This window comes from Pseudomonas sp. VA159-2, from assembly GCF_024126635.1.
Taxonomy (GTDB): domain Bacteria; phylum Pseudomonadota; class Gammaproteobacteria; order Pseudomonadales; family Pseudomonadaceae; genus Aquipseudomonas; species Aquipseudomonas muyukensis.
In genome coordinates this window covers 15,861-28,918 of sequence record NZ_JAMYBV010000009.1, presented here as the reverse complement: position 1 = coordinate 28,918, position 13,058 = coordinate 15,861, and the positions used below count along the sequence as shown (strand labels likewise).

Below are 13,058 nucleotides of genomic sequence, written 5' to 3'. Positions count from 1 at the left end.
AGAGGCAGGACCATGGCAAACGCGCATAGCGGCAAAATGATTGTCGGGCTGGACATCGGCACCTCCAAGGTGGTGGCGCTGGTGGGTGAAGTCGGCGAGGACGGTACCCTGGAGATCGTGGGCATCGGCACCCACCCTTCGCGCGGCCTGAAGAAGGGCGTGGTGGTGAACATCGAGTCGACCGTGCAGTCGATCCAGCGCGCCGTCGAAGAGGCCCAGCTGATGGCGGGCTGCCGCATCCACTCGGCGTTCGTCGGCGTGGCCGGCAACCACATCCGCAGCCTGAACTCCCACGGCATCGTCGCCATCCGTGATCGCGAAGTCAGCACCGCCGACCTCGAGCGCGTGCTCGACGCCGCCCAGGCCGTGGCCATCCCGGCCGACCAGCGGGTGCTGCACACCCTGCCGCAGGACTACGTGATCGACAACCAGGAAGGCGTGCGCGAGCCGCTGGGCATGTCGGGCGTGCGCCTGGAGGCCAAGGTCCACGTGGTCACCTGCGCGGTCAACGCGGCGCAGAACATCGAGAAGTGCGTGCGTCGCTGCGGCCTGGAAATCGACGACATCATCCTCGAGCAACTGGCCTCGGCCTACTCGGTGCTGACCGACGACGAGAAAGAGCTGGGCGTGTGCCTGGTGGACATCGGTGGTGGCACCACCGACATCGCCATCTTCACCGAAGGCGCGATCCGCCACACCGCGGTGATCCCGATCGCCGGCGACCAGGTCACCAACGACATCGCCATGGCCCTGCGCACCCCGACGCAGTATGCCGAGGAGATCAAGATCCGCTACGCCTGCGCCCTGGCCAAGCTGGCCGGTGCCGGCGAGACCATCAAGGTGCCGAGCGTCGGCGACCGCCCACCGCGCGAACTGTCGCGCCAGGCCCTGGCCGAGGTGGTCGAGCCGCGTTACGACGAACTGTTCACCCTGATCCAGGCCGAGCTGCGTCGCAGCGGCTTCGAGGACCTGGTGCCGGCCGGCATCGTCCTCACCGGCGGTACCGCGAAGATGGAAGGCGCCGTGGAACTGGCCGAGGAAATCTTCCACATGCCGGTACGCCTGGGCGTGCCGCACAGCGTTCGGGGCTTGAGCGACGTGGTGCGCAACCCGATCTATTCCACCGGCGTGGGCTTGCTCACCTACGGCCTGCAGAAGCAGTCCGAGGACCCGTCCCTGACCGGTATCAGCAACAGCAGCAACAGCAACAACAGCTATGGCGATGAACCCAAGGGGCCAGTGCTTGAGCGACTCAAGCGTTGGGTCCAGAGCAACTTCTGAGTTTCAAAGCAGTAGTGGTAGGCGCGACAACTAGAGAACTGTAAGGAGAGGGAAAATGTTCGAGCTCGTAGACAACGTCCCGCAAAGTCCGGTCATCAAGGTGATCGGCGTCGGCGGTGGTGGCGGCAACGCCGTCAACCACATGGTCAAAAGCAACATCGAAGGCGTCGAGTTCATCTGCGCCAACACCGATGCCCAGGCGCTGAAGAACATCGGCGCGCGCACCATCCTGCAATTGGGCACTGGCGTGACCAAGGGCCTGGGTGCCGGTGCCAATCCGGAAGTCGGCCGCCAGGCCGCGCTGGAAGACCGTGAGCGCATCGCCGAGGTGCTGCAGGGCACCAACATGGTGTTCATCACCACCGGCATGGGCGGCGGTACCGGCACCGGTGCTGCGCCGATCATCGCCGAAGTGGCCAAGGAAATGGGCATCCTCACCGTTGCGGTGGTGACCCGTCCGTTCCCGTTCGAAGGCCGCAAGCGCATGCAGATCGCCGATGAAGGCATCCGCATGTTGGCCGAGAGCGTCGACTCGTTGATCACCATCCCCAACGAGAAGCTGCTGACCATCCTGGGCAAGGATGCCAGCCTGCTGTCCGCCTTCGCCAAGGCCGACGACGTGCTGGCCGGTGCCGTGCGCGGTATCTCCGACATCATCAAGCGTCCGGGCATGATCAACGTCGACTTCGCCGACGTGCGCACCGTGATGGGCGAGATGGGCATGGCGATGATGGGTACTGGCTGCGCCAGCGGCCCGAACCGTGCGCGCGAAGCCACCGAGGCGGCGATCCGCAACCCCCTGCTCGAAGACGTCAACCTGCAGGGCGCCCGCGGCATCCTGGTGAACATCACCGCAGGTCCCGACCTGTCGCTGGGTGAGTACTCCGACGTGGGTAGCATCATCGAGGCCTTCGCCTCCGACCACGCGATGGTCAAGGTCGGCACCGTGATCGACCCGGACATGCGCGACGAACTGCACGTGACCGTGGTGGCCACTGGCCTGGGCGCGCGCATCGAGAAGCCGGTCAAGGTCGTCGACAACACCTTGCAGACCGCCCAGCAGGTGTACGAGTCGTCCAACCCGGCGCCGGTTCGCCAGGAGCAGCCAGCCGTCAACTACCGTGACCTGGAGCGTCCGACCGTGATGCGCAACCAGGCCCACGCAGGTGCCGCGGCAGCCGCTAAACTCAACCCTCAGGATGACTTGGACTACCTGGATATCCCGGCCTTCCTGCGTCGCCAGGCCGATTAATGGAATTTATCAGGGGTATAAGGGTGATTGGTGTTCAGCAAAGGCCGGGTCTGTTATCATCCCCAGCCTTTGTTGATACCTGTTCGCAATTTGCGCTGAAGCGGCCAATGCCATGATTAGACAACGCACCCTGAAGAATACCATCCGTGCCACAGGTGTCGGCCTGCACTCCGGGGAGAAGGTCTACCTGACCCTCAAGCCTGCGCCTGTCGACACCGGCATCGTCTTCCGTCGCGCCGACCTCGACCCTGTGGTCGAAATCCCGGCGCGCGCGGCCAACGTCGGTGAGACCACCATGTCCACGACATTGGTCAACGGTGACGTCAAAGTCGATACGGTCGAGCACCTGCTCTCCGCCATGGCGGGCCTGGGCATCGATAACGCCTACGTCGAGCTCTCCGCCTCGGAAGTGCCGATCATGGATGGCAGCGCCGGACCCTTCGTATTCCTGATTCAATCGGCCGGCCTGGAAGAGCAGGACGCACCGAAGAAGTTCATCCGCATCTTGCGCGAAGTGACAGTGGAGGAGGGCGACAAGCGCGCTACCTTCCTGCCGTTCGACGGGTTCAAGGTGAGCTTCGAGATCGACTTCGATCACCCGGTTCTCAAGGGCCAGACCCAGAGCGCCTCGGTCGACTTCTCGAGCACTTCGTTCGTGAAGGAAGTCAGCCGCGCCCGGACCTTCGGGTTCATGCGTGACATCGAGTACCTGCGCAAGCACAACCTTGCGCTTGGCGGCAGTGTCGAGAACGCCATCGTGGTCGACGAGACCGGCGTGCTCAACGAAGACGGCCTTCGCTCCGAAGACGAATTCGTCAAGCACAAGATCCTCGATGCCATCGGCGACCTCTACCTGCTGGGCAACAGCCTGATCGGCGAGTTCAAGGGCTACAAGTCCGGCCACGCGCTGAACAACCAGCTGCTGCGCAAGCTGATCGCCGAAACCGATGCCTGGGAAGTGGTGACTTTCGAAGATGCCAGCACGGCACCGATCTCGTACATGCGCCCTGTCGCGGCCGTGTAAGTTCGAACACTCTCTAGTTCATTGAGGCCACCTTCGGGTGGCCTTTTTTATAACTCTTTAGCTTTGCGCGATCCCTGTAGGAGCGGCCTTGTGTCGCGAAAGGGCCGCAAAGCGGCACCAGGATTCCAGTGTTTTTCCAGAAATCGCCGGGGCCGCCTTGCGGCCCGTTCGCGACACAAGGCCGCTCCTACAGAATGCTGTTCCGGGCCTTCAGTTCTTGCCCTGCGCATGCGCAGCCAGGCGTTCCAGGGCTGCGCGCAGCTTCGGGTCGCTGATGCCCTCGGCCGAGCCGCGAATGCTCTGGGCGGCGTTTTCCGACAATTCCGGCCCTTGGCCCTCGCGCTTGGCCGGCACCAGCGGCGGCTGCACCTTGAACAGGATACGCGTCAGGTTGGCGAAGGCTTCCAGTGCCAGCAGCTGGCGCTGCAGGCGTTTCTGCTGGTAACGCAGGCGCGTGGCCCAGTGGCCATCGGTCACCACCAGCAACAAGGTGCCTTCTTTCCACGAGGCCACATGGCAGTGCTCGCGCGCCGCCGGTTGCAGCTGGCTTTCCAGCAGGCGCTGCAAATGCTCCAGGCGCTCGGCCTGGTTCAGCAGCAGGCGCAGTGGACGGGCCTGGCGCAGCAAGGCGGCGGGGGGGCGGGCGGGGGTGGGTTTGTAGGCCATGGGGGCACGCGGCAGGTTGCTAGTTCGACAGTTTAACAGTTGGGCATTGATCGTGCGCTGGGCCCAGGTCGGTCGACGAGGGGGATCTTGATGCAAGTCATTCGCGATACGTTTCATGTCGGCGTACCTTGAACTTGTGAAAAAAGCCCCTATGTTAGACAGGCCCCCAAAAAGCGCTGTGCCAGCATCGTGGAAATCCACCACTTTCCTCACCATCGTTTCCGGGTAGAATGCTCGTTCGCATGCGGCCTATGGGCTGCACGGGCGACTTCACGGGGCCGCCCTCCATCCCTACGTGTGGAAGATCCTGCCGATATGTTTGCGCCTTTGTTAAAGAAACTTTTTGGAAGCAAGAACGAGCGTGAAATCAAGCGCATGCTCAAGACGGTGAGCGCCGTCAACGCCTTCGAAGAGAAAATGGTGGCCCTCTCTGACGAGCAACTGCGGGGCAAGACCGCAGAGTTCAAAGAGCGCCTGGCCAAAGGCGAGACCCTCGACCAGCTGCTGCCTGAAGCCTTCGCCGTGGCCCGTGAGGCCGGCAAGCGCGTGATGGGCATGCGTCACTTCGATGTCCAGCTGATCGGCGGCATGACCTTGCACGAAGGCATGATCGCAGAAATGCGCACCGGTGAAGGCAAGACCTTGGTCGGTACCCTGGCCGTCTACCTCAACGCGCTGTCCGGCAAAGGCGTGCACGTGGTCACGGTCAACGACTACCTGGCCCGCCGCGACGCCAACTGGATGCGCCCGCTGTACGAGTTCCTCGGCCTCACCGTGGGTATCGTCTCGGCCTTCCAGCCGCCTGAAGAAAAGCGCGCTGCCTACGCCGCCGACATCACCTACGGCACCAACAACGAATTCGGTTTCGACTACCTGCGCGACAACATGGCCTTCAGCCAGGACGAGAAGTTCCAGCGTGAGCTGAACTTCGCGGTGATCGACGAAGTCGACTCGATCCTCATCGACGAGGCGCGTACCCCGCTGATCATTTCCGGCCAGGCCGAGGACAGCTCCAAGCTGTACATCGAGATCAACCGCCTGATCCCGCGCCTGACCCAGCACATCGAGGAAGTCGAAGGCCAGGTGACCCAAGAGGGCCACTACACCATCGACGAGAAGAGCCGCCAGGTCGAGCTCAACGAAGCCGGACACCAGTTCATCGAGGACATGCTCACCCAGTCCGGCCTGCTGGCCGAGGGCGAGAGCCTGTACTCGGCGCACAACCTGGGCCTGCTAACCCACGTCTACGCCGGCCTGCGCGCGCACAAGCTGTTCCACCGCAACATCGAGTACATCGTCCAGGAAGGCCAGATCCTCCTGATCGACGAGCACACCGGCCGCACCATGCCGGGCCGCCGCCTGTCCGAAGGCCTGCACCAGGCCATCGAGGCCAAGGAAAACCTGAACATCCAGGCCGAGAGCCAGACCCTGGCCTCGACCACCTTCCAGAACTACTTCCGCCTGTACACCAAGCTGTCCGGCATGACCGGTACCGCCGACACCGAGGCGTTCGAGTTCCAGTCGATCTACGCCCTCAACGTGATGGTGATCCCGCCGAACAAGCCGCTGGCGCGCAAGGACTTCAACGACCTGGTGTACCTGACCGCCGACGAGAAATACGCCGCGATCATCGCCGACATCAAGCAAAGCATGGCTCAGGGCCGTCCGGTCCTGGTCGGTACCGCGACCATCGAAACCTCCGAGCACATGTCCAACCTGCTCAAGAAGGAAGGTATCGACCACAAGGTCCTCAACGCCAAGTACCACGAGAAAGAAGCCGAGATCATCGCGCAAGCCGGTGCGCCGGGCGCCCTGACCATCGCCACCAACATGGCCGGTCGCGGTACCGACATCCTGCTGGGCGGTAACTGGGAGGCCGAAGTCGCCGCCCTGGACAACCCCAGCGCCGAACAGATCGCCCAGATCAAGGCCGACTGGCAGAAGCGTCACCAGCAGGTGCTGGAGGCCGGCGGCCTGCACGTGATCGCCTCCGAGCGCCACGAGTCGCGCCGTATCGACAACCAGCTGCGTGGCCGTGCCGGCCGTCAGGGCGACGCCGGCTCCAGCCGCTTCTACCTGTCGCTGGAAGACAGCCTGATGCGTATCTTCGCCTCCGACCGGGTGAAGAACTTCATGAAGGCCCTGGGCATGCAATCCGGCGAGGCCATCGAGCATCGCATGGTCACCAACGCCATCGAGAAGGCCCAGCGCAAGGTCGAAGGCCGCAACTTCGACATCCGCAAGCAGCTGCTCGAATACGACGACGTGGCCAACGAACAGCGCAAGGTGATCTACCACATGCGCAACAGCCTGCTGGCCGCCGAGAACATTGGCGACACCATCGCCGAGTTCCGCCAGGAAGTGCTCGACGCCACCATCAGCCAGCACATCCCACCGCAGTCGCTGCCCGAGCAGTGGGACGTGGCGGGCCTGGAAGCCTCGCTGTCCAGCGACTTCGCCATCAAGCTGCCGATCCAGCAGTGGCTCGACGAGGACGATCACCTCTACGAGGAGACCCTGCGCGAGAAGCTGCTCAAGGAAATCACCGACGCCTACCACGAGAAGGAAGACCAGGCCGGCCTCGACGCCCTGCGCACCTTCGAGAAGCAGATCCTGCTGCGGGTGCTGGACGACCTGTGGAAAGACCACCTGTCGACCATGGATCACCTGCGCCATGGTATTCACCTGCGCGGCTATGCGCAGAAGAACCCGAAGCAGGAGTACAAGCGCGAGTCGTTCACCCTGTTCCAGGAACTGCTGGAGTCGATCAAGCGCGATACCATCCGTGTGCTGTCGCACGTGCAGGTACGCCGCGAAGATCCGGCCGAGGAAGAAGCCCGTCTGCGCCGCGAGGCCGAGGAGCTGGCCAGCCGCATGCAGTTCCAGCACGCCGCCGCGCCTGGCCTGGAAGGCGAGCAGTCGGCTGAAGAGGGCGCCGAAGTCGCCGTTGCCTCGGCTCCTGTACGCAACGACATGAAGCTGGGCCGCAACGAGCCGTGCTGGTGTGGTTCGGGCAAGAAGTTCAAGCATTGCCATGGGCAGATTGAATGATCTGAACCACCTGCAGTAACGTGACATATCCGGGGGCCGCTTTGCGGCCCTTTCCGACCGGTCCGACGCCTCGGCAAGGCCGCTCCTACAGGTATCGCAGTAAGCCTGTAGGAGCGGCCTTGTGTCGCGATGGGGCGCGAAGCGGCCCCGCTTTTTGCTATCAACCGATTTATCTAGGAGCGCTCTAATGGCTGTTGGTCTTGGTCCCCTGCCCACCCTGCACCCGGTTCCCGGTTTCGAACTCGGTATCGCCTCGGCGGGCATCAAGCGCCCTGGGCGCAAGGATGTGGTGGTGATGCGTTGCGCCGAAGGCTCCAGCGTGGCTGGCGTGTTCACCCTCAACGCCTTCTGCGCAGCCCCGGTGATCCTCTCCAAGCAACGCGTGCAGGGCACCGTGCGCTACCTGCTGACCAACACCGGCAATGCCAACGCCGGCACCGGCGCCCCGGGCCTGGCCGCCGCCGAGCGCACCTGTGCCAAGCTGGCCGAGCTGGCTGGGGTAGCGGCTGAGTCGGTGCTGCCGTTTTCCACCGGCGTGATCGGCGAGCCGCTGCCGGTCGAGAAGATCGAAGGCGCGCTGCAGGCTGCCCTGGACAACCTGTCCGAGCACAACTGGGCCGAAGCCGCCACCGGCATCATGACCACCGACACCTTGCCCAAGGGCGCCAGCCGCCAGTTCCAGTTCGACGGCAAGACCATCACCGTCACCGGTATCAGCAAGGGCGCGGGGATGATCCGCCCGAACATGGCCACCATGCTCGGCTACATCGCCACCGACGCCAAGGTCGCGCCCCAGGTGCTGAAAGACCTGATGCTCGACGGCGCCAACAAGTCGTTCAACCGCATCACCATCGACGGCGACACCTCGACCAACGACTGCTGCATGCTGATCGCCACCGGCAAGGCTGACGTGCCGGAGGTGACCGAAGCGCGTGGCGAGCTGTTCGAGGCCCTGAAGAAAGCCGTATTCGAGGTGTGCATGGAGGTGGCCCAGGCCATCGTCCGCGACGGCGAAGGTGCCACCAAGTTCGTCACCGTGCAGGTCAACGGCGGTGGCAACCACCAGGAATGCCTGGACGTGGGCTACGCCGTCGCCCATTCGCCGCTGATCAAGACCGCGCTGTTCGCTTCCGATCCCAACTGGGGGCGTATCCTCGCCGCGGTAGGCCGTGCCGGCGTGCCAGCGCTGGATGTCAGCCTGATCGATGTGTACCTGGACAGCGTCTGCATCGCCAGCAAGGGCGGACGCAGCCCGAGCTACACCGAGGAGCAGGGTTCGAAGGTGATGGCCCAGGAGGAGATCACCATCCGTATCGAACTGGGTCGTGGCCAGTGCAGCGAAACCATCTGGACCACCGATCTGTCCCACGAGTACGTGAAGATCAACGCCGAATACCGTACCTGATTCATCGCGGGGCAAGCCCGCTCCCACGACTGTCGTGGGAGCGGGCTTGCCCCGCGACTCCTGCACACTGTCCGCAACATGGAGCCGAACCATGAGCTATCACCTGATCATCGGCGACAAGCTGTATTCCTCCTGGTCGCTACGCGGCGCCCTGGCCCTCGAGCTGGCCGGCGTGCGCTATGAAGAAACCTTGGTCAAACTCAACCAGCCCGACACCCGCCAGCGCCTGCTGGCCTTCTCCGCCACCGGCAAGGTGCCGCTGCTCAAGAGCGAGCACGGCGTGATCGCCGACTCCCTGGCGATTGCCGAATACCTCAACGAACAGCACCCCGCGGCCCGGCTCTGGCCCGAGGAGGTCGCCGCCCGTGCCCAGGCCCGCTCGGCCTGCGCGCAGATGCACAGCGGCTTCTTCGCCCTGCGCGGCGCCATGCCGTTCGACCTTGCACGCGACGAAGCCCTGGAACATATTCCTCTGGACGTGCAGGTGGACATCGACCGCATCGTCGCGCTGTGGTCCGAATGTCGCTTGGCGGCCAAGGATAGCGGCCCGTTCCTGTTCGGCCGGCCGACCTTGGCCGATGCCTTCTTCGCCCCAGTGGCCGTGCGCCTGCGCACTTATCGGGTCGAGGTGCCGGCCGAGGCCGCCGCCTATATCGAGACCATCTACCAGTGGCCGGCCTTCCAGGCCTGGCAGCAGGCCGGCCTGGCGGAGCGTGAAGGGTGAAGCGTATTCATGTAGTGGCTGCGGTCATTCGCGGCGCCGACGGTCGTATCCTGATCGCCCGGCGTGCCGACACCCAGCACCAGGGTGGCCTGTGGGAGTTTCCCGGTGGCAAGGTGGAGGTGGGCGAGGGCGTCGAGGCGGCGCTGGCCCGCGAGCTGCGCGAGGAACTGGGTATCGAGGTCGCGGGTTCGCGACCATTGATCAAGGTCAGCCACGATTATCCGGACAAGCAGGTGCTGCTGGATGTGCGTGAAGTGCACGCCTTTGCCGGCGAGCCCCATGGCGCCGAAGGCCAGCCCCTGGCCTGGGTGGCGCCGCGTGACCTTGGCCAGTACGAATTCCCCGAGGCCAACAAGCCGATCGTCGCCGCCGCGCGTCTGCCTGACCAGTACCTGATCACCCCGGACGGGCTGGAGGTACCGCAGATGCTCAAGGGCATCCAGAAGGCCGTGGCCAATGGTATCCGCCTGATCCAGTTGCGCGCGCCGGACATGTACGACCCCAAGTACCGCGATGTGGCGGTAGATGCGGTGGGCCTGTGCGCGGGCAAGGCGCAGTTGATGCTCAAGGGGCCGCTGGAATGGCTGGGCGACTTCCCGTCGGCTGGCTGGCACTTGACCGCCGCGCAGTTGCGCAAGTACGCCGCCAAGGGCCGGCCGTTCCCCAGGGCGCGTTGGCTGGCGGCCTCGTGCCATGACGCCGAGGAGCTGGCTCTGGCCCAGCAGATGGGCGTGGATTTCGTCACCCTGTCGCCGCTGCAGGCCACCCAGACCCATCCCGAGGCGCTGCCGCTGGGGTGGGATGAGGCGCAGCGATTGATCGGCGGGATCAACCATCCGGTGTTTCTGCTGGGCGGGGTCGGGCCTGGTGAGCGGGAGCGGGCCTGGGAGGTTGGGGCGCAGGGTGTGGCGGGGATTCGGGCGTTCTGGCCCGAGATCTGAGCCATTAGGGCCGCTTTGCGGCCCATCGCGATACACAAGGCCGCGGGATCCGTGTAGGAGCGGCCTTGTGTCGCGATGGGCTGCGCAGCAGCCCCGGCCATATCAAGCCTCAGGTTTAGGCGCAGGCTGCCACAATACCTCTGCAATTCCCTGGCGCCGCCCAATGATCCGGGCTGCGACGAACAGCAGGTCGGAAAGCCTGTTGATATACGCCAACCCCACCCCCGCCAACGGCTCCAGCGCATTCAACTGCTGGCAGCGGCGCTCCGCGCTGCGCGCCAGGCTGCGGCAGACATGGGCCTGGGCCACCAGCATCGAGCCGCTGGGTAGAATGAAGTTCTTCAGTGGCCCCAATTCTTCGTTCCAGTGGTCGATGGCCGCCTCCAGGCGCTCCACCTCGGCAATGTTCAACGCCTGGTAACTGGGCATCGCCAGCTCGCCTCCCAGGTCGAACAAACGATGCTGACAAGGCGCCAGCACCTCGATCAGCTCGCCAAGCCCGGCATCGGCCAGCCCGGCGAGCAACACCCCCAGCTGGCTGTTGAGGCTGTCCACCTCGCCGATCGCCTCGATGCGCGGGTGATCCTTGGGTACCCGACGGCCGTCGCCCAGGCCCGTCTCGCCCTGGTCGCCGGTGCGAGTGTAGATCTTCGACAGGCGATAGCCCATGTCATGCCTCCGTGTGGGTGGTGGCCTGCGGGGCCGGGTTCAGGGGCAGGCGCAGGGTGAAGCAGGTGCCCTGGCCGGGCGTGGACTGCACTTCCATCTGCCCCTTGTGGTTGTTGGTGATGATGAAGTACGAGACCGACAAGCCAAGGCCGGTGCCCTGGCCGATCTCCTTGGTGGTGAAGAACGGCTCGAAGGTGCGCTTGCGCACCGCCTCGGGCATGCCGATGCCATTGTCCTCGACCTGGATCTCTGCCCAGGGTGGGCTGTGCCGGGTACGCAAGGTGATGCGCCCCGGCTCGCTGGGTTGCGGGCGCAGGTGGATGGCCTGGGCGGCGTTCTTCAGCAGGTTGAGCAATACCTGCTCCAGTTCGTTGGCGGTGCAGGGCACCGGGCCCAGTTCGGGGTCGAACTGGCGGACGATGGCCTGGCCCTTGAAGTCGAAGCCGATGGTCAGGTCGAAGTCGTTGCCAGCGATCTCCACCGCCTGGTCGATCAGTGCCGGCAGGTCGCACGGTGCCAGCTGGCGATTGCTGCGGCGGCTGAAACTGAGCATGTGGGTGACGATCTTCGCCGCCCTGGCGCCGGCCTGCTGGATGCCATCGAGCAGTTGCGGCACGTCGCGGCTGTCCAGGTAGCGGTTGACCATCGGCAGGTCGATGCCTAGTTCGCTGGCCTGTTCCTGGTTGCGTGGCAGCTCTGGCGACAGGCGCCGGCGGATGTTCTGCACGTTGTGCAGGATCGCCCCCAGCGGGTTGTTGATCTCATGGGCCATGCCGGCGGCCAGGCCGCCGACCGAGAGCATCTTCTCCGACTGCACCATCATTTCTTCCAGGGACAGGCGCTGGGTGATGTCGTCGATGCGGATCACCACGCCGCGCCCGCCACCGCCCATCAGCGGGTAGAAGGTCAGGGCGTAATGGCGCAGTTCGTCGCCCTTGGGCCAGGTGACCCGCTCGATCTTGGCCACCCGGTGCTTCTCCACGCTCTCCTTGAGCTGCGCCAGGAACGGCTTGAGCGGTTCGAAGGCGAGGAAGATCGGCTGGTTCAGCGCCTCGTCCAGCGGCGTGCCGGAGAGCACCGTGGCTTCGTGGTTCCACTGGGTGACGTAGAGCTGTTCGTCGAGGGCGATCAGCGCCGAGGGCATAGAGTCGATGATACTGTTGAGGTAGTTCTGAAAGCCCGTGAGTTTCTTCTCGATCTTGCTGCGCACCTGGACTTCCAGCTCCAGCTTGCGGTTGGTGTGGCGGGTTTCCTCGGCCAGGCCCTGGGCCTGGTCGTAGGCGTCCTGGAACTCGTCACGGGTGCGCTTGAGTTGCTGCTCACGGGCCTCGATGCGCGACAGCATGGTGTTGAACGCCTCGGCCAGGCTGCCGATTTCGTCGTCGTTGCCGCGCTGGGCGCGCAGCGCGTAGCTCTCCTCGCGGGTGACCTGGCGCGACAACTCCTCGAGGTTGTTGATCGGCAGGGTGATCAGGCGCTTGATCTGCCGGGCGATGACCAGCCACAGCAGCACGCTGAACACCAGGATCGCCAGGCTGGCCGACAGCGTGCCGGTATAGAACGCGGTGGGCAGCTCGCTGCTGGCCACCAGTAGCAGGTGCGCAGGCGGGTTGGCGTTGCGTGGCAGGCGGATCAGCTGGGTGCTGCGAAACTCCATGAGGCGCCAGCCGTCGATGTTGCGAAAGCGCTTGGGCAGGGTCAGCGCCTCGCCGTGCTGCAACTGCGCCAGCAGGCGCCCGTCGCCGCCGTAGATGGCCGCGGCGCGCAACGGCGTGTAGCTGTCGAGCTCCTTGAGCAGCGCCGTGGCGGTGTCGGGCGATTCGCCGGCGCGGGCCGACAGTTGCGGGTTGGCCACCAGCTTGCCGATGGTCTGCAGGGCCTGGGGCGCCATGCTTTCCTGGGTGATCCAGTAGGCGGCGCTGATGAACGCCAGGTTGGCCACCAGCAGGATGGTCACCAGCAGCACCAGCAGGGCCGCCAGCAGCTTTTGCCCGACCGGGAGGTTTTCCAGGCGTTGGCGCAGGGTCATGGGTCAGGGCGTGTCC

Annotated in this window: 10 protein-coding genes; 7 read left to right on the top strand and 3 right to left on the bottom strand. The window is 64.7% G+C overall.

Annotation, left to right across the window (positions count from 1 at the left end; translation table 11 throughout):
• The first annotated feature begins 12 nt into the window (after nt 1-12).
• From ftsA to lpxC, 3 genes are all read left to right on the top strand, one after another.
• Nucleotides 13-1,281 (top strand): cell division protein FtsA, encoded by a 1,269-nt coding sequence (ftsA, locus tag NJG22_RS10890; protein WP_134691051.1) that lies wholly within the window; start codon nt 13-15, stop codon nt 1,279-1,281.
• A 55-nt stretch (nt 1,282-1,336) separates the two neighbouring features.
• Nucleotides 1,337-2,533: a cell division protein FtsZ gene (gene ftsZ, locus NJG22_RS10885; protein ID WP_134691050.1), complete on the top strand. Its 1,197-nt coding sequence runs from the start codon at nt 1,337-1,339 to the stop codon at nt 2,531-2,533.
• A 112-nt stretch (nt 2,534-2,645) separates the two neighbouring features.
• Complete coding sequence (lpxC, locus tag NJG22_RS10880; protein WP_217853016.1) at nt 2,646-3,557, top strand: UDP-3-O-acyl-N-acetylglucosamine deacetylase; 912 nt, start codon at nt 2,646-2,648, stop codon at nt 3,555-3,557.
• A gap of 210 nt (nt 3,558-3,767) precedes the next feature.
• Here the strand turns inward: lpxC and NJG22_RS10875 are convergent, their stop codons facing one another.
• On the bottom strand, nt 3,768-4,223 hold the full coding sequence (locus NJG22_RS10875) for a DciA family protein (protein WP_217853018.1): 456 nt from the start codon (nt 4,221-4,223) through the stop codon (nt 3,768-3,770).
• Nucleotides 4,224-4,538: 315 nt separating this feature from the next.
• Here NJG22_RS10875 and secA point away from each other — a divergent pair, with 315 nt between their 5' ends.
• The 4 genes from secA to NJG22_RS10855 all read left to right on the top strand — a co-directional run bounded on the left by secA (nt 4,539) and on the right by NJG22_RS10855 (nt 10,344).
• Nucleotides 4,539-7,274 carry a preprotein translocase subunit SecA gene (gene secA / locus NJG22_RS10870; RefSeq protein WP_253094484.1) on the top strand — a complete coding sequence of 912 codons (2,736 nt, stop codon included), beginning with the start codon at nt 4,539-4,541 and terminating at the stop codon, nt 7,272-7,274.
• 187 nt (nt 7,275-7,461) lie between these two features.
• A complete protein-coding gene (argJ, locus tag NJG22_RS10865; protein ID WP_217853022.1) occupies nt 7,462-8,679 on the top strand; it encodes a bifunctional glutamate N-acetyltransferase/amino-acid acetyltransferase ArgJ in 1,218 nt (405 codons plus the stop codon).
• A gap of 91 nt (nt 8,680-8,770) precedes the next feature.
• On the top strand, nt 8,771-9,403 hold the full coding sequence (locus tag NJG22_RS10860) for a glutathione S-transferase family protein (RefSeq protein ID WP_253094483.1): 633 nt from the start codon (nt 8,771-8,773) through the stop codon (nt 9,401-9,403).
• Nucleotides 9,400-10,344 carry a Nudix family hydrolase gene (locus NJG22_RS10855; RefSeq protein ID WP_253094482.1) on the top strand — a complete coding sequence of 315 codons (945 nt, stop codon included), beginning with the start codon at nt 9,400-9,402 and terminating at the stop codon, nt 10,342-10,344. The genes NJG22_RS10860 and NJG22_RS10855 overlap by 4 nt, the downstream gene beginning before the upstream one ends.
• Nucleotides 10,345-10,446: 102 nt before the next feature.
• Here the strand turns inward: NJG22_RS10855 and NJG22_RS10850 are convergent, their stop codons facing one another.
• Together NJG22_RS10850 and NJG22_RS10845 are read right to left on the bottom strand one after the other, a co-directional pair.
• Nucleotides 10,447-11,013 carry a cob(I)yrinic acid a,c-diamide adenosyltransferase gene (locus NJG22_RS10850; RefSeq protein WP_253094481.1) on the bottom strand — a complete coding sequence of 189 codons (567 nt, stop codon included), beginning with the start codon at nt 11,011-11,013 and terminating at the stop codon, nt 10,447-10,449.
• Nucleotide 11,014: 1 nt separating this feature from the next.
• Nucleotides 11,015-13,042: an ATP-binding protein gene (locus tag NJG22_RS10845; protein ID WP_253094480.1), complete on the bottom strand. Its 2,028-nt coding sequence runs from the start codon at nt 13,040-13,042 to the stop codon at nt 11,015-11,017.
• Nucleotides 13,043-13,058: the final 16 nt, after the last annotated feature.